Source organism: Streptomyces sp. NBC_01474 (assembly GCF_035918215.1).
Classification (GTDB): Bacteria; Actinomycetota; Actinomycetes; order Streptomycetales; family Streptomycetaceae; genus Streptomyces; species Streptomyces aureus.
Window position 1 is genome coordinate 7,289,001 of record NZ_CP109449.1, and the last position, 18,513, is coordinate 7,307,513.

At 70.3% G+C, this 18,513-nt stretch carries 16 protein-coding genes; 7 read left to right on the forward strand and 9 right to left on the reverse strand.

From position 1 onward, the window contains the following. Positions 1–35: 35 nt before the first annotated feature. Both OG758_RS33230 and OG758_RS33235 read right to left on the reverse strand, forming a co-directional pair. Positions 36–944: a carbohydrate ABC transporter permease gene (locus OG758_RS33230; protein ID WP_326713298.1), complete on the reverse strand. Its 909-nt coding sequence runs from the start codon at positions 942–944 to the stop codon at positions 36–38. Further along, positions 941–1,795: an ABC transporter permease gene (locus OG758_RS33235; RefSeq protein WP_326716118.1), complete on the reverse strand. Its 855-nt coding sequence runs from the start codon at positions 1,793–1,795 to the stop codon at positions 941–943. The genes OG758_RS33230 and OG758_RS33235 overlap by 4 nt, the downstream gene beginning before the upstream one ends. 345 nt (positions 1,796–2,140) lie before the next feature. Between OG758_RS33235 and OG758_RS33240 the strand changes: the two genes are divergently transcribed. Both OG758_RS33240 and OG758_RS33245 read left to right on the forward strand, forming a co-directional pair. Continuing rightward, positions 2,141–3,115, forward strand: a complete 975-nt coding sequence (locus OG758_RS33240; protein WP_326716119.1) for a hydroxyacid dehydrogenase — start codon at positions 2,141–2,143, stop codon at positions 3,113–3,115. A gap of 154 nt (positions 3,116–3,269) precedes the next feature. Continuing rightward, on the forward strand, positions 3,270–5,267 hold the full coding sequence (locus tag OG758_RS33245; RefSeq protein ID WP_326713299.1) for a carbohydrate binding domain-containing protein: 1,998 nt from the start codon (positions 3,270–3,272) through the stop codon (positions 5,265–5,267). A gap of 71 nt (positions 5,268–5,338) precedes the next feature. On the opposite strand, the gene OG758_RS33250 is transcribed toward OG758_RS33245, so the two are convergent. The 3 genes from OG758_RS33250 to OG758_RS33260 all read right to left on the reverse strand — a co-directional run bounded on the left by OG758_RS33250 (position 5,339) and on the right by OG758_RS33260 (position 8,779). Further along, entirely contained in the window at positions 5,339–7,285 is a 1,947-nt protein-coding gene (locus tag OG758_RS33250) for a S53 family peptidase (RefSeq protein ID WP_326713300.1), read from the reverse strand. Positions 7,286–7,499: 214 nt separating this feature from the next. Then, complete coding sequence (locus tag OG758_RS33255; RefSeq protein ID WP_266564932.1) at positions 7,500–8,117, reverse strand: DUF305 domain-containing protein; 618 nt, start codon at positions 8,115–8,117, stop codon at positions 7,500–7,502. Then, positions 8,114–8,779 carry a DUF3105 domain-containing protein gene (locus tag OG758_RS33260; protein WP_326713301.1) on the reverse strand — a complete coding sequence of 222 codons (666 nt, stop codon included), beginning with the start codon at positions 8,777–8,779 and terminating at the stop codon, positions 8,114–8,116. The genes OG758_RS33255 and OG758_RS33260 overlap by 4 nt, the downstream gene beginning before the upstream one ends. 320 nt (positions 8,780–9,099) lie before the next feature. On the opposite strand from OG758_RS33260, the gene OG758_RS33265 reads away from it, so the two are divergent. The 5 genes from OG758_RS33265 (at position 9,100) to OG758_RS33285 (ending at position 14,708) form a co-directional block, all read left to right on the forward strand. After that, positions 9,100–10,461, forward strand: coding sequence for a glutamine synthetase family protein (locus OG758_RS33265; protein WP_116503685.1), 1,362 nt, complete (start codon positions 9,100–9,102; stop codon positions 10,459–10,461). A gap of 627 nt (positions 10,462–11,088) precedes the next feature. Beyond that, a complete protein-coding gene (locus OG758_RS33270) occupies positions 11,089–12,099 on the forward strand; it encodes a YncE family protein (protein ID WP_326713302.1) in 1,011 nt (336 codons plus the stop codon). A gap of 470 nt (positions 12,100–12,569) precedes the next feature. Continuing rightward, entirely contained in the window at positions 12,570–14,069 is a 1,500-nt protein-coding gene (locus OG758_RS33275) for a glycosyltransferase family 39 protein (protein ID WP_326713303.1), read from the forward strand. A gap of 133 nt (positions 14,070–14,202) precedes the next feature. Next, positions 14,203–14,451, forward strand: a complete 249-nt coding sequence (locus OG758_RS33280; RefSeq protein ID WP_116502412.1) for a hypothetical protein — start codon at positions 14,203–14,205, stop codon at positions 14,449–14,451. Between the two features lie 65 nt (positions 14,452–14,516). Further along, entirely contained in the window at positions 14,517–14,708 is a 192-nt protein-coding gene (locus OG758_RS33285; protein WP_100592578.1) for a hypothetical protein, read from the forward strand. Between the two features lie 6 nt (positions 14,709–14,714). On the opposite strand, the gene OG758_RS33290 is transcribed toward OG758_RS33285, so the two are convergent. The 4 genes from OG758_RS33290 to OG758_RS33305 all read right to left on the reverse strand — a co-directional run bounded on the left by OG758_RS33290 (position 14,715) and on the right by OG758_RS33305 (position 18,460). Next, complete coding sequence (locus OG758_RS33290; protein WP_326716120.1) at positions 14,715–15,149, reverse strand: VOC family protein; 435 nt, start codon at positions 15,147–15,149, stop codon at positions 14,715–14,717. A gap of 65 nt (positions 15,150–15,214) precedes the next feature. Then, positions 15,215–16,246, reverse strand: coding sequence for a TolB family protein (locus tag OG758_RS33295; RefSeq protein ID WP_326713304.1), 1,032 nt, complete (start codon positions 16,244–16,246; stop codon positions 15,215–15,217). Beyond that, entirely contained in the window at positions 16,243–17,571 is a 1,329-nt protein-coding gene (locus tag OG758_RS33300; protein ID WP_326713305.1) for an MFS transporter, read from the reverse strand. Before OG758_RS33300 ends, OG758_RS33295 begins: the two co-directional genes overlap by 4 nt. A gap of 1 nt (position 17,572) precedes the next feature. Then, the gene (locus OG758_RS33305; RefSeq protein WP_326713306.1) at positions 17,573–18,460 is read right to left on the reverse strand and encodes an alkaline phosphatase family protein; all 888 of its coding nucleotides are present in this window, start codon (positions 18,458–18,460) and stop codon (positions 17,573–17,575) included. Positions 18,461–18,513 lie beyond the last annotated feature (53 nt).

Below are 18,513 nucleotides of genomic sequence, written 5' to 3' on the forward strand. Positions count from 1 at the left end.
GTGAGTGAACCCCTTCGGGAAAGGTGGGCAGCTGGCTAGCTTTTGACGGCGCCGGTGAGCACGCCCTTGGTGAAGTACTTCTGGAGGAACGGGTAGACGAGGAGGATCGGGACGGTGGCGATCACCAGGACCGCCATCTGCGTCGTCTGCGGGGCCGAGACCATGCCGGCCTCACTGAGACCCGTGTCGCTGATCTGCGCGCCGCCGATCACATAGGTGCGCAGGACCTGGGAGAGCGGCCAGTGGTCGGACTCCAGGTAGATCGAGGCGTTGAACCAGGCGTTCCAGTAGCTCACCGCGTAGAACAGGCCGACCACCGCGAGGGCCGCCTTGGAGAGCGGGAGCACGATCCGCCAGAACACCGTCCAGTCGCCCGCACCGTCCAGGCGCGCCGCCTCGTACAGCTCCTCCGGGATTCCCTGGAAGAAGCCTCGCAGGACCACCAGGTTGAAGACGTTGATCAGGACCGGGGCGATGAGGGCCGCGTACATGTTCTGCAGTCCCAGGCCCTTGACCAGGAGGAACGCCGGGATCATGCCCGGGGGGAAGAGGAAGGTGAAGAGGATGATCAGGAGGATCGGTTTGCCGCCCAGGACTCCTGGGCGGCTGAGTGCGTAGGCCAGGAAGGAGGTGCAGGCCAGGGAGGCCAGGGTGCCTGCCAGGGTGACGCCGATGCTGACGCCCAAGGCCTTGGTGACGATGCCGCCGCTGAGGATGTTGCGGTACGCGCGCAGCGTCGGGTCCGTGGGCCACAGGACCCAGCCGCCGTTGGCCACTACTTCCCTGTTCGAGGCCAGCGACGTGGAGATGATCACCAGGAACGGGATCAGGACGAGGGCCAGGACGACCGTTATCGCTACCGCTTTGGCTGCTTGGGTGGCTGGTTTCGGGTTTTCCTTCCAGGCCGGGCGCGTGGGGTTCTTGGTGTTCATGGCTGTGGTCATTTGTAGATCCCCTGCTCACCCAGCTTGTGCGCCACCCGGTTCGCGGTGAAGACGAGCACCGCGCCCACCAGGCCCTTGAACAGGCCCGCCGCTGCCGCGTATCCGGTGTCGCCGCCGACGATTCCCTGCCAGAAGACGAACGTGTCCAGGACCTCGCCCACCTCCGGGCCCACCGACTGGCGCTGGAGCAGCATCTGTTCGAAGCCGACCGACAGGATGTCGCCGAGCCGCATGATCAGGAGCAGCACGATGATCGGGCGGATGGACGGCAGCGTCACATGCCAGAAGCGGCGCCAGGGGCCCGCGCCGTCGATCGCCGCCGCCTCGTACTGCTGCTCGTCGACCTGCATCAGCGCCGCGAGGAAGATGATCGTGCCCCAGCCGGCGTCCTTCCAGACCACCTCGGCGACCACCAGCGGACGGTACGCGTCCGGGTTGCCGATGATGTCGACCGTGTGGATCCCCGAGTCGCCCAGGAACGAGTTCAACAAGCCTGTGTCGGACAGGACCTGCTGGAAGAGCGCGACGACGATGACCCAGGACAGGAAGTGCGGCAGGTAGACGACGGACTGGACGAAGCGGCGCAGCAAGTCCGACGTCAGGCTGTGCAGGAGCAGGGCGATGGCCAGGGGGATGGGGAAGAAGAACGTCAGCTGGAGCACCGCTATGTAGAAGGTGTTCCACGTGGCGTGCCAGAAGTCCGCGTCGCCGAACATCCGGGTGAAGTTCTCCCAGCCCACCCAGGGGCTGGCCCATAGGCCGTCGAACGGGACGTACTCCTTGAACGCCACGACGTTGCCGATGAAGGCGCCGTAGTGGAACAGCAGGAAGTAGGCCAGGCCCGGGACCATGAGCAGCAGGAAGGTGCGGCTGCTCCGAAACCGTTTCCAGAAGCTGTCCTGACTGGGTTTGTGCGTCTTTGACCCGCTGCCCGGGGTGCCGGGGGGCTTCACCGCCTCGGTCTCGGGCCTGTCCTTCGCCACCGTGGGCACGGAAACCCCTCCGTTGTTGGAACAAGGTGAGCGGGAATCTAAAACGGTTACTACGCCGGGTCAACCCCCTTGTCTCCGAGATCTCTTGACCATCTCTCAGCGTTGGGCCTAGCCTCCTGACATCCTGAGGTAACCGGTTACTAGATATCTGCAGCTGGAGGGTGGTAGCGCGTGGCAGCACACCGACCGATCGCGGCACTGGCCATGGACGCCGAGGTGCTCGACCGGGTCATCCCGTCGGACCTGCGGCAACGGCTCGGGCGGTGCGCCGACCTCGCGCCCGTGCCGCTGACCGGGCCGCTCGGCACCCCCGAGGCCCGCGCGGTCCTCTCCGGGGTCGAGCTGCTGGTCACCGGCTGGGGCTGCCCTCGGCTCACCTCGGACGTCCTGGCGCACGCGCCCCGGCTCCGCGCCGTCGTGCACGCCGCCGGATCGGTCAAGCCCGTCGTCTCGGACGACCTGTGGGACCGGCCCGGCATCACCGTGTCCTCCGCCGCCGACGCCAACGCGGGTCCCGTCGTCGCCTTCACGCTCGCCGCGATCACCTTCGCCGCGAAGAAGGCGCTGCCCGTCGCCGCCCGCTACTCCGGCGGCTGGCCCGGCTTCACCGCGCGCGAAGGTGCCGACGGCCGCGTCGTCGGGATCATCGGCGCCTCCCGCATCGGCCGCCGCGTCATCGCCGGGCTCCGCGCCTCGGACGCCGGGTACCGGATCCTGCTCACCGATCCGTACATCAGCGAGGCCGACGCCGCCGCCCTCGGCGCCGAACTCGTCGGCCTGCCCGAACTGTGCCGGCGCAGCTCCATCGTCAGCGTGCACGCGCCCCAACTGCCGGAGACGCGTGGATTGTTGGGGGAGGAGATGCTGAAGCTCGTGCCGGACGGGGGTGTCGTCGTGAACACGGCCCGGGGCTCGCTCGTCGACACCGAGGCGCTGGCCCGTGAGTGCGCCGCCGGCCGGCTCGACGCGTTTCTCGATGTCACCGACCCCGAACCGCTGCCCCCGGGGCACCCGTTGCTCACCCTTCCCAACGTCCTGGTCACCCCGCACATGGCGGGCGCGCAGGGCAGTGAGGTGCGCCGGCTGGGGCTGTACGCGGTGGAGGAGGCCGAGCGGTTCGCGCGCGGCGAGGAGCTGCTGGGGCGGCTCCGACGGGCGGATCTCGCCCGGCTCGCCTGAGGGGGTGGGGCTCGGCTCAGCCGAGGGGCGGCGGCGACATCGGGGGTGGGGGTGCGGTTAGTGAATGTAACCGTTTCCTGTCCGACCCATTGACCTCAACCGCCTTGCTGGGCACGGTACTTGCCGGACTCCTCTCCTATCCCCAGGAGTAAGAATGGCACCGGTTACATCCGGGCTCCGAAGAGCCTGCACCACGCTCGCGGCCGGTCTCGCGCTCGCCGCCTCCGCCCTCGTCTCCCCGCCGGGCGCCCAGGCCGCCGGATCCGCGCACCCCGGCCATCCGCCCCACCCCTCGCAGTCCGCGAGCACCCCCTACTACGTGGACTGTTCCGCCGCCGCGAACGGCGACGGCAGCCTCGCCGCGCCCTACAACAGCCTCGCCGCGGCCAACGCCGTCACCTACGGGCCCGGCGACCGGCTCTACTTCAAGCGCGGAGCCACCTGCCGCGGTCAGCTCAAGCCCGCCGGATCGGGCTCCGCGGCCGCCCCCGTCAGGGTCGCCCCCTACGGCTCCGGCGGCGCTCGGCCCGTGATCGAGGGCGGTGGCACGGTCTACGCCGCCGTCCACCTGCTCAACGTCGAGCAGTGGGAGATCCGCGGTCTGGAGGTCACCAACAAGGGCGCCACGGATGCCGAGCGCAACGGCATCCTCGTCGAGCTCGCCGACCACGGCACCGGCACCCACTACGTCCTCGACGACGTCTACGTCCACGACGTCAACGGCGGCGACACCAAGAGCAGCAACGGCATCCAGTTCCGCGTCTCCGGCACTGTGACGCCGACCCGCTTCGACGACGTACTCGTCGAGAACAGCGAGATCTACAAGGTCGACCGCGAGGGCCTGACCACCCAGTCCAGCTGGGCCTGCCGCGTCATCTACGGCTGCACCAGTGGTCCCGCGTGGACGGCGAGCACGCGTGTCGTGTTCCGCGGCAACAAGATCCACGACATCGGCGGCGACGGCATGGTCGTCCGCGTGACCCGGGACGCGCTGGCCGAGCACAACGAGGCGTACGACATCTGGATGCGCTCGGCCGGCAACAACGCGGGCCTGTGGACCATCAACAGTGACGGAACCGTCTTCCAGTACAACGAGGTCCACCATGTGCGCCGTAAGGCGGGCATGAACGACGGCATGGCCTTCGACGCCGACTTCGGCACGCGCGGCGCCCTCTTCCAGTACAACTACAGTCACGACAACGAGGGCGGCTTCCTGCTGCTGTGCGGGGCGTGCGGAGGCGGCGCCAACACGGCGGGCACGGTCGCGCGTTACAACCTCTCCGTCAACGACGGCTCGCGCATCCTGTACGCCGTCGGCGACGCGGCCGCCCAGATCCTCGACAACACCTTCTACATGGGGGCCGGTTCCACCACGTCGGTCGTGGAGAGCAGCGGTGGCGCGTCCACCACGCTGTGGAGCAACAACATCTTCTACAACCTCGGCACCGGCGGTTACGGCGGCAAGCCCGCCGAGCACACCTGGCGCAACAACGTCATGTACGGCAACCACCCGGCGTCCGAGCCCGCCGACCCCGGCAAGGTGACCGCCGACCCGCTCCTCGCCGACCCGGGCTCCGCCGATCCCGCCGGATACAAGTTGAAGGCCGGATCCCCGGCGCGCGGCGCCGGGCAGGTCACCACCGGCTCCGGCGGCAGGGACTACTTCGGCGCTCCCGCGCCCGTCGCCTGTCGTCCCGACATCGGCGCCCACCAGGCCTCCGCGTTCGACGACGCCGCCTGTTCGGGCGGGACCAACCTGGTCGCCAACCCGGGCTTCGAGACGGGCGTCTCGCCCTGGGTGCCCTCGGGGGACGTCGCGGCCGACACCGCGAATCCGCACGGGGGCGGCTCCAGCCTGCGCGTCTCGGGGACCCCGAGCACGGCGGAGCAGAAGATCACCGTCGCGCCGAACACCACGTACACGCTCTCCGGCTGGGGGCGCGTCGACGCGTACGACACCCAACTCGCCGTGGGAGTGAAGAACTTCGGCGGGTCCGAGACCCGGATTCCGGCCTTCAGTGCGTTCGGCTGGCGCACCGGCAGCATCACCTTCACCACGGGCGCCACCAATACCTCGGCGACCCTCTACTGCTACACCCGCACCGGTAAGGGCAGCGGCTGGTGCGACGACCTGAGGGTCGTCAAGCAGTAGGGAACGGAGGGGAATTGAGGGCGGCGCCCGTCCCGGGGATGTCCCCCGGGACGGGCGCCGCTCTTCTCGGGTCAGCGACGGCCGAAGGATGTCACATAGCCCGGCGCCGGCGAGCCGACACCCGTCACGTCGTCGTAGCCGCGGACGGCCTTGAGCGAGCTGTCCTTGCCGAGGCTGCGCAGGGAGGTCAGCAGGCCGTCGGCCGCGTCGAACCCGTTCGCGTAGTCGACACGGACCACCGCGAGGTCATGGCCGTTCGGCTTGTCCGTCACGTCGTGGTAGATCTTCGAACCGGAGCGGTCGTAGATCGCCGGGTTGGCGAAGCCGAGCGCGTGCCCGCCGCGGGCCTCCTGGACCAGCGCCTGCACACCCGCGATGACGGGCGCCGCCAGCGACGTGCCGCCGATGCGGTACTCGTCGTACTTGAGCGAGCCGTCGGGGAACGTCTGCGTCTGGCCGACGAGGAAGCCGGTGTTCGGGTCGGCCACCGCGGAGATGTCCGGCACCGTACGCATCTTCTGCGAGCCGCCGTTGGCGCGCGCCAACGAGTTCGGGACGACACCGCTCTGGTAGAACGGCTGCTTCACCGTCTTGCTGGTGCCGCCGCCCGCACCCGAGGTGTACGCCCCGGGGAAGGCGTCCCAGCTCTTGCCGTCGGCCGACAGGCTGGCCTTGAGCGTGCCCCAGCCGGTCTCGAACTGGTACTTGTCGCCCTTGCCGACGGCCAGCGACGTACCGCCGACGGACGTCACCCACGCCGAGTTGGCGGGCACGTCGACCTGCTTCGTGCCGGTGTGCGCCACCTCGTCGCCGTTGTCGCCGGACGAGAAGTAGAAGCCGATGCCCTCAATCGCGCCGTACTGGAAGATCTGGTCGTACGCGGCGGCGAGGTCGGGGGTCTGGTTGGCCTCGATGTCGCCCCACGAGTTCGACACGATGTCGGCGAGGTGGCCGTCGACGATCTTGCCGAGCGAGTCGAGCAGCGCGTCGTCGTAGCAGGACGCGGCGCCGACGTAGGTGATGTCGGCCGCGGGAGCCACGGCGTGCACGGCCTCGACGTCGAGGGTCTCCTCGCCGTACCAGCCGGACGCCCCGCACTCCTCGGTCTTGGTGTAGTCCGCGGGCAGGACCTGCTTCAACTGGCCGCTGCGGTAGGCCGCGTCACCGTTGCGCTTGGCGTAGGTGGCCGCGTCCTTCGCGATGGTCGGCGAGGCGTACGCGTCGGTGATGGCGACGCGGACCCCCTTGCCGGTCTTCGTGCCGGCGCCGTAGGCGGCCCGCAGCTGCTTGCCGGTGTAGCCCTTCACCGCGTACGGGGCCTTCTGGCCGTAGGCGGAGGGCGCGGTGCTCGCCGTCTTCGAGCCGTAGTACGACGAGAAGGGGCCGGCGTTGTGGAACACGGCGTCCGGCGGCGGCAGCGTCTCGTCGTGGTCCGCCTTGTGCGGCGCGCTGTCCAGGCCGGTCACGGTGAGGACCGCGCCGTTCAGGGACGCGGGCACCGTCGCGGCGGCCGTGGGCGCGCGGTAGGTGTGCTTGCCCTTGGCGTAGTTGTGCAGCTGGGCGCCGAACGCCTTCTCGGCGGCGGCGACTTCGCCTGAGACGGAGATGTAGTGCGTGCTGACGTCGGTCACGGTGAGGCCCGAGGACTCGAGCCACTTCGTGACCTCGGCTATCTGGGCCTTGGTCGCGCCGAAGCGGGCCTGGGCCTGCTTGGCGCTGAGGTACTTGCCGTACGACGCCGACTGCGGGTCGGACACGGCCTTCGCGTACGCCGCGAGGCCCGCCGCGTCACGCCCCGCGAGGTAGACGCGGGCGTGCACGGTGGAGCTGTTCGACGTGGCACCCTGGTCGGCCTTGGCCGTTGCCCACAGCGGCTTGGTGCCGGTCAGTGCGTCGCGGGCGCCCGGGTTCGGGTCGGCCTGGGCGACGGGTGCTGCGATGGCGAGCGCGCCGGCGAGCAGTGGCAGTGTCGCTGCCAGGCTGAGCCCGGCGCGGGCCGCGGCACGGGTGGATCTCATACAACCCCCTGCGATGTGGTTCGTCGCGTGTGGCGACTGTGATGCGCGTGCGCCGTTCGAGCTGCGCACGCAACTGATCACTGTTGCGCCGAACCGTTCATGCAAGGGGAATGGAAGCGCCAAGAAGAGCCCAAGGAACGCCATCCGAGGGCGATTTGGGGCGGTACGTGATCGGGGTGGGGGTTTCCCTGAGGTTCTCCCGGGGTCCCCCTGCCTACGACCGGTCCTTCAACATCCCTGCCATCAGGTCGATTTCCGACTTCTGCGAGGCGACCATGCCCGCCGCGAGCCGCTTCTCCACCCCGACCCCGCAGCGCTCGACGCACCCCTCGGCCATATGGACGCCGCCCTTGTGGTGCGCGGTCATCAGCTGGAGGTACAGCACCTCGGCCCGCTTGCCGTTCGCCTTGCGGAGCTCGTCGAGCTGTGTGTTCGTGGCCATGCCCGGCATCAGCGCGCCGTCCTGCCCCGGCGGCATGTCACCCATGCCCATCCAGGACATCGGCGGCTTCGCCGACACCTTCGGCAGCCCCCACAGGTCGAGCCAGCCGAGCAGCATGCCCCGCTGGTTGGCCTGCGTCTGCGCGATGTCGTAGGCGAGGCGGCGCACCTCCTCGTCATCGGTGCGGTCGCGCACGATGTACGACATCTCGACGGCCTGCTGGTGGTGGACCGCCATGTCCCGCGCGAACCCGGCGTCGGCGGACTCGGCGCCCGGCACCCGAACGGCCGACGAGCCGCCGCCGTCCCCGTCCGCGACCGCGTACGTGACCGCCCCGCCCGCGACGAGCACCGCCGCCACGGCCGGCGCGATCCAGGCCGCGCGCCTCACTGGGACAGACCGTTGGTGCAGGCGGCACCCGGCTCAGGGGTCTGCTTGCCCTGGACGAACGTCGAGAAGAACGAGGCCACGTCCGGGTCGGTGGCGCTCTTCACGGTCCGCTGGTGACCCCAGGCGCTCAGCATGATCGGGTCCTTCTGGTCCTTGTCCGGGCTCATCAGCGAGTACGGCGTCTGGCGGACCTTCGCCGCGAGCTTCTGCACGTCGCCCGGGTCGGCCTTGTCCGTGTACGTCACCCAGACCGCGCCGTGCTCCAGGGCGTGCACCGCGTTCTCGTTCGCGATCGGCTTCTTGTAGACGTCGCCGTTGCAGTTCATCCAGACCTGGTTGTGGTCCCCGCCCACCGGCGGCGTCATCGGGTACGTCACCTTCTTCGCGACGTGGTTGCGGGTCAGCTTCCCGGTCCAGGTCTTCACGCCGTCCGCGCCCGTCTTGAACGACCCGGCCGACGACTTCGCGTCCGCGGTGTCCTTCGACGAGTCGTCCCCCTTCGTGACGGCCCACGCCCCGACGCCGGCGAGAGCGACGACGACGACGCCGCTCACCACGATGGTCAGGACACGGCCGCGGCGCTCGCGGGAGCGGTCGGCACGGCGCATCTCCTCTATCCGGGCCTTGCGCGTCGCGGAGCCGGTGTTCTTGGCGGAACCCATGGTGAGTCCTTCTGGGAAAGGGGCGGGACGGCTGAACGGGTCCGCTGATCGTAGTGGGGAGCGGGGGGCCGTTGCCATGCCGTGTAGCCGGTGCTCCGGGCGGCAGGGACTATGGGACGAGGGGCCCCAGCAGGCACTATGGGCACGGAGTCGTATACATCTGCCGTTCGCACGATGTTCGGGCCCGGGTCGGCCAGTCGATCAAGGTCGGCAACGCGCATGAAACGGTGATGTGGTGGGATGCTCAGGAGCCTGCCGACGGTGTCCCGCAGGGAGCGGACGCAGGCGGCCTGACCAGCAAGGATGGGTGGAAGCGGAAGATGGACAAGCAGCAGGAATTCGTGCTCCGGACGCTCGAGGAGCGGGATATCCGGTTCGTCCGCCTGTGGTTCACGGACGTCCTCGGCTTCCTGAAGTCGGTGGCCGTGGCCCCGGCGGAGCTGGAGCAGGCCTTCGACGAGGGCATCGGCTTCGACGGCTCCGCGATCGAGGGCTTCGCCCGTGTGTACGAGTCCGACATGATCGCCAAGCCTGACCCGTCGACCTTCCAGGTGCTGCCCTGGCGCGCCGAGGCGCCCGGCACCGCGCGGATGTTCTGCGACATCCTGATGCCCGACGGCTCCCCGTCGTTCGCGGACCCGCGCTACGTGCTGAAGCGGGCTCTGGCCAAGACCTCGGACCTGGGCTTCACCTTCTACACGCACCCCGAGATCGAGTTCTTCCTCCTCAAGGACAAGCCGCTCGACGGCTCACGCCCCACCCCGGCCGACAACTCCGGCTACTTCGACCACACCCCGCAGAACGTCGGCATGGACTTCCGCCGCCAGGCGATCACCATGCTCGAATCCATGGGCATCTCGGTCGAGTTCAGCCACCACGAGGGCGCCCCCGGCCAGCAGGAGATCGACCTGCGGTACGCCGACGCGCTCTCCACGGCCGACAACATCATGACGTTCCGGCTCGTCATGAAGCAGGTGGCGCTGGAGCAGGGCGTGCAGGCGACCTTCATGCCGAAGCCGTTCTCCGACCACCCCGGCTCCGGCATGCACACGCACCTCTCCCTCTTCGAGGGCGACCGCAACGCGTTCTACGAGTCCGGCTCCGAGTACCAGCTGTCCAAGGTCGGCCGCTCCTTCATCGCCGGCCTGCTCAAGCACGCCGCCGAGATCTCCGCCGTCACCAACCAGTGGGTCAACTCCTACAAGCGCATCTGGGGCGGCGGCGGCCGCACCGCCGGCGCCGGCGGCGAGGCCCCCTCGTACATCTGCTGGGGCCACAACAACCGCTCGGCCCTGATCCGCGTCCCGATGTACAAGCCCGGCAAGACCGGCTCCGCCCGCGTCGAGGTCCGCTCCATCGACTCGGGCGCGAACCCGTACCTGACGTACGCCGTGCTGCTCGCCGCCGGACTCAAGGGCATCGAGGAGGGTTACGAGCTCCCGCCGGGTGCCGACGACGACGTGTGGGCCCTGTCCGACGCCGAGCGCCGCGCCATGGGCATCGAGCCGCTGCCGCAGAACCTCGGCGAGGCCATCGCCCTCATGGAGCGCAGCGAACTCGTCGCCGAGACCCTGGGCGAGCACGTGTACGACTTCTTCCTGCGCAACAAGAAGCAGGAGTGGGAGGAGTACCGCTCCGAGGTCACCGCCTTCGAACTGCGGAAGAACCTGCCGGTGCTGTAAGCGCAGGTCAGAGCGGTTTCGCACCGCGTCGAGCCGCTGGGGCCGTCGGTCTGTGACCGGCGGCCCCGTCGCGTGCGTCGAGGGCCGGGCCGTCTGTGGGCCGTGGGCCGCCGGATCGGACCACCGGACAGGCCTCCCGGATCACTTGAGCGGCACAGGGGTAACCGGACCAGGGCCTCAGCTGCGTGCTCCGATGCTCGGCCAGGACGCCCATCGGGAGGTGTCGCAGTGGCTGAGGTCGCACGACTCCTGCTCGTACTGCGTGACGTCCACATCGCCGAGGGGCGCGCGGGTCAGCCTGCGGCACTGTTCGCTGCCACGCTTCGAGGGGCTCGGCCGGGATCGTCCCGCTGCCTTCGGCCGCGGCCTCGGTTCCCGAACTCATGGGAGAAGTCCCGGCAAGCGATCACGTTCAGCGCAGTCCGGCTGGCAGAGCACCGTGGCGGACCGAAGGATGTGCTGTGACGGTCGTGGACGCTCTTTGCTGCTCAGCCGTCGCACTCATCATGACGGCCCTCAAGAGTCGACCGGCCTGGAGGAAGAATGTCCCGAACTCTCCCTGAGCTTCCGCCAGGCGACGTCCCCGCATCCCCACGCCGTAGCGCACGGCGCCGGCGGCTCGACCGGTTGAGCGTCATCCTGGCGGCATGCTCCGTCGCCCTCCTGTCCGCCACGGCTCCTCACGCCTTTGCAGCGCCGCACAAAGACCGGCGCAGTGATCGCCTCTACGTCGTCAACGGCGGCTCGGGCACCGTGTCGGTGATCGACACCAGGACCAACACGTTCGTCGGCCCCCCGATCCGCGTCGGCAAAGGCCCCGCCGGGGTGGCCGTCGACAGCGTCCGCGGTCGCGCCTACGTGACCAACTCCGGCTCGGGCACCGTGTCGGTGATCGACACCAGGACCAAAACCGTCGTGGGTTCCCCGATCCATGTCGGCAAAGGCCCCGCCGGGGTGGCCGTCGACAGCGTCCGCGGTCGCGCCTACGTGGCCAACTCCGGCTCAGGCACCGTGTCGGTGATCGACACCAGGACCAAAACCGTCGTGGGTTCCCCGATCCATGTCGGCAAAGGCCCCGCCGGGGTGGCCGTCGACAGGCTCCGAGGCCGCGCCTACGTGACCAACGGCATCTCCAAGTCCGTGTCGGTGATCGACACCAAGACCAACAAGGTCGTCGGGCCCTCGATCCACGTCGGCAAAGGCCCCGCCGGGGTGGCCGTCGACAGGCTCCGAGGCCGCGCCTACGTGACCAACGGCATCTCCAAGTCCGTGTCGGTGATCGACACGGACACGAACGCGGTCGTGGGCTCCCCGATCCCCGTCGGCGGACTCCCCGCCGGGGTGGCCGTCGACAGCCTCCGAGGCCGCGCCTACGTGACCAACTCCGACTCGAACACCGTGTCGCTGATCAGAACCAGGACCAACGCGGTCGTCGGCTCCCCGATCCCCGTCCGCTACGGCCCCGCCTGGGTGGCCACCGACGCCCTCCGCGGTCGCGCCTACGTGGCCAACTCCGGCTCGGACAGCGTGTCGGTGATCGACACCAGGACCAACGCGGTCGTGGGCTCCCCGATCCCCGTCGGCAACGCCCCCGCCGGGGTGGCATTGGGGAAGTCGTTCCGGCTCGCGAAACACTGACCCTTCAAGGTCGGAGCCGGACGCCGAAGGGCACCTGCGCAGCGAACCTTGATGATCAGGGACAGCTCCACTGCGGCAGGCGTTGACCTACATGACAGTTTTGCCGCCGTACATGCTGTCCACGGCCCTGCGGGATCGTCGACTTCGTGATCGGCCGTCCATCGGGACGCTGCCACGGCAGCGTTACGCCGGCGGCACGGGAGAAACAGGGAGCGGTTCACTGTGGGTCCATGTGAAGGAGCGGTCGGGTTCGAGGGCGGGGCCGTCGGGGCCACCCGGGCCACGAACTCCTGGCCGTCCCGGGCACGGTCACTCACTGGCTGATGCCGGGAGCCCCTCCGTAAGAACCGGCAGGGACGGCTTCCCGTGGGCCCGGCTCCGTAACAGCCCAGGGCCGAACAGGGGAAAGCCGCCCCCAACGGGCGGGTCACGGCGGACGCCCGCGCCGCCGCGCCGCTATGGCTTTCGCCATGGCAACTCTCTCCCCTACCGCTCCGCGCACGGACGACGATCCGGCCCACGAAGCACAGCACGGCGACCGGAAGGCGACGGCGGTCCGTCTGTGGTGGTGCCCGGCGATGGTCACTCTCGTCCTGGCGATGTACCGGATCGGCGAACCGCTCCTCAGCCGCGACGAGTTGACGAGCTGGGACATGTCCGGCCGCAGCGTCGGCCAGGTGCTGGCCACGGTGCAGCGGGTGGATGGGGTGCTGGGCACGTACTACCTGATCCTGCACGCCTGGACGAGCGTCTTCGGTGACTCGGCCCTCGCCCTGCGCCTGCCCTCGGCGCTGGCCATGACCGGTGCCGCCTGCTGTGTCGCGCTGGTCGGGCGGCGGCTGTTCGGCCACCGCGCGGGACTGGCCGCCGGTCTGCTGTTCGCCCTGATCCCGGGTGTGAGCCGCTTCGCCCACGAGGCCCGCCCCTACGCCCTGGTGATGCTGGCCGTGATCCTGTCCGCGCTGCTGCTGCTGAGGGCCCTGGACCGTCCCGGCAGCCCGGGGCGATGGGCGGGTTACGCGCTCGCCCTGACGGCCGTCGGACTGTTCCACTTGATGGCGTTGACGTGCCTGATCGGGCATCTGGTCCTGGTGGCCATGCGGGCCCGGCGCGAGCGCCGGACCTGGCTCGGCTTCGGCTGCGCAGTCCTGGCCGGCGTCGTCTGGCTGGTCCCGGTCGTGGTGCTGGGCAGGGCGCAGACCGCGCGGCAGATCTGGTGGATCGCCGAGCCGGGGACGTGGGGCCTGATCGACATCTGGTCCCAGCTGTTCTACTCCGGCCTGTGCGCGGGGACGGTGCTCCTGCTGGCCCTCGTCGCCTGCCAGGCGCGCCGCGACGCCGTCGTCTTCTGCACCGTGTCGGCCGTGGCGCCCGTCCTGCTGATCTGGGCGGTGTCCCACGGACACATCTCGTACTTCTACTTCCGCTACATGCTGTTCACCCTGCCGGCGCTCGCGATGCTGGCCGGGGCCGGACTTGCCATCGGGGCACGGTCCCGGCGGGCGATCGCGGCGGTCCTCGCGGTCCTCACCCTGCTCACGCTCTCGGACCAGAAATCCATGCGCGAGCCGCTCGCGCACTACTGGTCGGGCGGCCCCGACTTCGCCGCGGCCGCGCGAACCATCCAGCAGGGCTACGCTCCCGGCGACGCGATCGTCTACAACCGGGTCCAGGAGGAGGCCCTCTCGCTGGGCGTCAGCTACTACCTTCCCCGCGACCTGAAGCTGCGCGACGTCTTCCTCTCCGAGTCACCGGTCCGGCGCAACGACCTGGCGGCGACCGAGTGCCCCGAGCCGGCCCGGTGCCTGCGGGGCGAGAAGCGGATCTGGGTGGTGGTGGAGGGGAACGTGCCGGATCCGCTGCAAGGGCTGCCCGCCACCCAGGCGGCGGCGCTGCAGGCCGGCTACAAGGTGTCCGCAGAAGCGCGCCCCACCGGCCTCACGGTGTCCCTGCTGGTCCGCACCAGCTAGCCGCACGCTCCGAACTGCGGAAGAAACTGCCGGTGCGGTAAGGCACTTGGAGGGGCGGGGCGCGAGGCGCGTCCCGCCCCTTTGGCGTTCTGCCGGTCGCTACGGTGGTCGGGGAGCGAGAAGGGAGCGCATCATGGCCGAACCGCTCAAGACCCTCGTCGACGGGGTCGAGGTCGAGGTGCCCAACAGCATCCCCGCCATCCGCGACGCCCTGCCGGAGCACCGGCGCGACGAGTTCGACCGGGAGATCAACGCGGCCGGGGTGCACGAGATCCACGCCGTGATGCGGCACTGGATGCTGGAGGCCGTGCCCGACCCGGCCGCCGACGCCATCATGGACCGGCTCGCCCGCGAGGAAGCGGAGAGGGCCGGAGCCGCGTGAGCCACCGTCATCGCCGTCGCCACCGCATCTCGTACGCGCCGCCCGCCGACGACACCCTCGCGAAGATGGCGGGACCCGTGCCGTTCAGGGCGGAGCTGGAACGCACCCTCGGCGTCGACCCGTACGGGCACGGGTCCCTCCCCATCGGCCGGTGGGCGGACCGCAGGGAGGCGACCGTGCGCGGCGTCATCGTCCGGTACTACGTGTCCGGGTCGATCCTGGTCGTGACGGTGGTGCGGCTTATCCCGGAGCCGTGAGCCGGGTCAGCTCCGGTGCTGTTCGCTCAGCAACTCGTGCAGCGGCTGCGTGGCGCGCTTGCGGTACTCCTGGATCGCCCAGCCGTTGCCGTCCGGGTCGGTGAAGTACATGAACGTGCCGCCGTCGTCCGGGGCGTACTGCTGGGGCTCCGACACGTCGAGGCCACGCGCCGTCAGCTCCGCGTGGGCCGCCTTGATGTCCGCGACCACGAGCTGCAGGCCGTGGTACGTGCCCGGCTGCGGGGTGCCCGTGGGGTTCGGGACGCCCTCGGCGAGCGTCACCGAACAGCCGGAGCCGGGCGGGGTGAGCTGGACGATCCGGACGCCCGGCATCACCTCGCGGTCCACGTCGACGCCGAATCCGACCTTGTTCGTGTAGAAGTCCTTCGCCCGGTCCAGGTCCGAGACGGGCAGCTGAATCACTTCCAGGGTCATGTCCATCGCCCCAGCCTCGCGGGTCGCGGGCCCGTCTGCCACCTGCATGGGTGGTTCCGGATCGCGGCCCGTCACAGGTACGCCGGTGACACCGCGGCCTTCGTGAGGCGGTGCGGAGCGCCTGTGCCGTCTGCCGGGACGGTGTAGAGGTCCGCGCCGTAGTCGCCCGGCAGCGCGTACGTGAGCGTGTGCGCGTCGCTCCAGACCGCCTGGTCGTCGACGCTGCGCGTCTCCGCCAGGGGCGTCTCATGGAGCGTGCGCAGGTCGAGTACGTACAGCCGCCAAGGGGCGTCCACGGAAAGGCCCTTCACGCGCTTCTTGTACGCGATGCGGGTGCCGTCGGGGGAGAGGGACGGGCACTCGACGTTCTGGTGGACGGTGGTCAGCGTGCGGGTGCGCAGATCGCCCCGTACGAGGTAGGTCTTCCCGTGCGTCGCGAGCGTCGCGTAGAAGTGGCGGTCGTCCGCCGCGAACGTGATGCCCCAGAAGTTGACGTCCGCCGCGCGGTAGGTCCGGCCGTCCTTGACGACCCGGAAGTCCTCCAGCGTCGGCGTGAGGTGGCCCGTGCGGGTGTCCACGATCGCCGCCCGCGTCGAGAAGTTCGTGCCCGCGTAACTGTCGCCGCCCACGAACACCGTCCACGCCGCGTACCGCCCGCTCGGCGACACACGGGCGCGGGACGGGATGCCCGGCAGCGCGTAGTGGGCCTTCTCCCTGAGCCGCGCGTCCAGGACGCGCGCCGTGTACGTGTCCTGCATCGCGCCCCGTTCGGCCCGCAGGCAGACGGCCGTGCCCGAAGCGGCGTAGAAACGCAGGCACTTGACGCCCGACGCGGTGCGGGGCGCGTCCGGTCGGCCCGCCGGGACCGTGGTGAGCTCGTCCCGGTGGGGGCCCCACGCCATGTTGCGGAAGACGAGGTGGCGGGGAGCCGCGGTGGCTCCGGCCGGCAGGGTCACCCGGCCCGACGTGACCATCGGGCCGCCCGCGTGCGCCTCGTTCCTGCGGTCGGCGCGCGCCGCCGCGTGCCAGACCGAGGCGGTCGCGACGGCCGCCAGGGCGATGACCGTGGCGACGAGGACGAGCAGCCTGTTACGTGTCGTCATGCGGGTACTACCTCCGCGGGGGTGGGGGCTGTGGGCCGGAAGGCGTACGCCACCGCCGCGCCGGCCGCCAGCGCGACCGTGGCCGCGCCCAGAGCCGTGCGGTCGCCCCACGCCGTCCAGGCGGCGCCGAAGCCGATCGAGCAGACGAAGCGCGCCAGCGCCTGGCCGGTCTGGACGACGGCGAGCCCCGACGAGCGCAGCTCCTGGGGGATGGCGGTGGAGGCCGCCGCCATCAGGACGCCGTCCGTCGCCGCGTAGAAGCAGCCGTGCAGCGCCAGGATCGCGTACGGCAGGGCGGAGCCGTGCCACGGCGAGAGCAGCAGGCCGTACGCGGCGAGGAGCGCGGCGTGGCCGGCGAGGAACACGCTCCAGCTGCCGAGGCGGTCCGCGAGCCGGCCCAGGGGCGCCGCCAGGAGCAGGAACGCGGCCGCCGTGCCCAGGGGGAGCAGCGCGAACCACTGGTCGGGGACGCCGAGGCGGCGCTGGAGGAGCAGGTAGATGAAGGAGTCGCTGACCGTGGCGAGGCCGAGGAGCAGGGCGCAGACGGTGGTGCGGCGCACTGCGCGGCGGCGCAGGAGAGCGAGCGCGGACCGGAAGGTGGGGCGCGCGAGTGCGGGACGGCTGACCTTGGTGGTCTCCTGCGCGGGTGCGGGGCGGCTGTCCTCGGCGCTCACCCGCTCGGCTTCGTGCCGGCGGGGGACGAAGAGCAGGAGGACCAGTACGCCCAGGGCCGCGACGCAGAAGCTGACGGTGAAGACCGCGTCGTAGCCGTCCGTCGTCGCGCGCAGGATCAGGAAGGCGGCGAGGGGGCCGAGGAGGGCGCCCGTCGTGTCCATCGCCCGGTGCACGCCGAAGGCCCTGCCGCGGGTGGCCGGGGTGCTGCTCAGGGAGATCAGGGCGTCCCGCGGAGCCGTGCGCAGGCCCTTCCCGGTGCGGTCGGCCGCCAGGACCATGCCGATCGTGGGGAGCGTGGCGGCCAGCAGGAGCAGGGGCTTGCAGAGCGCCGACAGCCCGTAGCCGAACAGGGCGACGGTCTTGTGGCGGCCGCCTCCGCGGTCCGCGAAGTGGCCGCCGACGAGGCGCACCAGCGCCGAGAAGCCGTTGTAGACGCCGTCCAGGAGGCCGAAGCCGAGGGGGGAGAGGCCGAGTCCCGCGACGAGGTAGAGCGGCAGGACGGCCGTGACCATCTCGGACGAGACGTCGGTGATCAGGCTGACCGAGCCGAGGGCCAGGACCGTGGGGGCGATCGCGGCGCCGCGCCGCCCGGCCGGTGGCCGGGCGGCGGGTTCCGCGGACGCCGTGGCGCGGCTGTCCGCTACGTACATGTCAGGACGTCCAGATGCCCGTGATGTCCTTGCCCGACGCCGCGTTGCCCGCGTGCGGGAGGCCGTACATGTCCTCGATCGTGCGCAGGACGTCGTAGTGGTTGTAGGTGGTCGCCGAGGTGGCGCCCGGGGTGACCTGCTGGCCGTAGAGGACCGTCGGGATCTTGTTGCCGGCCAGGCGGTTGTCCTCGTCGAAGGTGACGACGAGGAGGCTGTTGTGCGTCTTCGCCCAGGTCGCGTAGGCGGAGAGGTTGTTCTTCAGCCAGGTGTCACCGGTCGACACCGAGCAGTCGTGCATGTCGCTGCACAGGTCGGGGACCACGAAGGAGACCTGGGGGAGTGTCGAGTAGTCCGAGGGGAACTGCGCGAACGTCTTCGCCGTGGAGGTGGGGACGTTGCTGAACCCGAACCACGGGTTGTGCTTGCGGGCGTAGTCGCCGGACGAGCAGGTGGTCGAACCCTGGCTCGGCAGGCCCTCGTTGTAGCTGCCCCAGGTCTTGCCGGCGGCGATCAGCTCGGAGGCCAGGTTGGGCTGGGAGGAGAAGCCGGGCGTGTAGCAGCTGTCGTCCGTGATGCCCTGGGTGGCGCCCGAGAACAGTGCGAAGTAGTTCGGCTGGCTCGGGTGCGTCAGCGCGTACGAGGCCGAGAGATTGGCGCCGTTCGTCTTGAGACTGTTGATGTACGGGGCGCTGGAGGAGCCGATCACCTGGTTGTAGGCGTGGTTCTCGAAGACCACGACCACGGTGTGGTCCGGGGTGGGGACGCCCGCCGCGGCCTGCGCGGACGAGCCGCCCACACCGGACCAGAGCGCGACCGCGGCGGCGGTCAGGGCGAAGGCCGACGCGAGCGCCGCGGTGAGGCCGCGTCGGAACAGTGATCTGCCAAGCACGTGAGACCTCCGGTGGGGGAGAGAGACGGCGGCGGTGCGGCTAGAGCATGCAC

What these genes read in the sequence shown, in the direction of transcription:
- OG758_RS33230 (WP_326713298.1), bottom strand. Translation starts at nt 944, where the DNA reads ATGACCACAGCCATGAACACCAAGAACCCCACGCGCCCGGCCTGGAAG.
- OG758_RS33235 (WP_326716118.1), bottom strand. Translation starts at nt 1,795, where the DNA reads ATGGTCCCGGGCCTGGCCTACTTCCTGCTGTTCCACTACGGCGCCTTC.
- OG758_RS33240 (WP_326716119.1), top strand. Translation starts at nt 2,141, where the DNA reads ATGGACGCCGAGGTGCTCGACCGGGTCATCCCGTCGGACCTGCGGCAA.
- OG758_RS33245 (WP_326713299.1), top strand. Translation starts at nt 3,270, where the DNA reads ATGGCACCGGTTACATCCGGGCTCCGAAGAGCCTGCACCACGCTCGCG.
- OG758_RS33250 (WP_326713300.1), bottom strand. Translation starts at nt 7,285, where the DNA reads ATGAGATCCACCCGTGCCGCGGCCCGCGCCGGGCTCAGCCTGGCAGCG.
- OG758_RS33260 (WP_326713301.1), bottom strand. Translation starts at nt 8,779, where the DNA reads ATGGGTTCCGCCAAGAACACCGGCTCCGCGACGCGCAAGGCCCGGATA.
- OG758_RS33265 (WP_116503685.1), top strand. Translation starts at nt 9,100, where the DNA reads ATGGACAAGCAGCAGGAATTCGTGCTCCGGACGCTCGAGGAGCGGGAT.
- OG758_RS33275 (WP_326713303.1), top strand. Translation starts at nt 12,570, where the DNA reads ATGGCAACTCTCTCCCCTACCGCTCCGCGCACGGACGACGATCCGGCC.
- OG758_RS33280 (WP_116502412.1), top strand. Translation starts at nt 14,203, where the DNA reads ATGGCCGAACCGCTCAAGACCCTCGTCGACGGGGTCGAGGTCGAGGTG.
- OG758_RS33285 (WP_100592578.1), top strand. Translation starts at nt 14,517, where the DNA reads ATGGCGGGACCCGTGCCGTTCAGGGCGGAGCTGGAACGCACCCTCGGC.
- OG758_RS33290 (WP_326716120.1), bottom strand. Translation starts at nt 15,149, where the DNA reads ATGGACATGACCCTGGAAGTGATTCAGCTGCCCGTCTCGGACCTGGAC.
- OG758_RS33295 (WP_326713304.1), bottom strand. Translation starts at nt 16,246, where the DNA reads ATGACGACACGTAACAGGCTGCTCGTCCTCGTCGCCACGGTCATCGCC.
- OG758_RS33300 (WP_326713305.1), bottom strand. Translation starts at nt 17,571, where the DNA reads ATGTACGTAGCGGACAGCCGCGCCACGGCGTCCGCGGAACCCGCCGCC.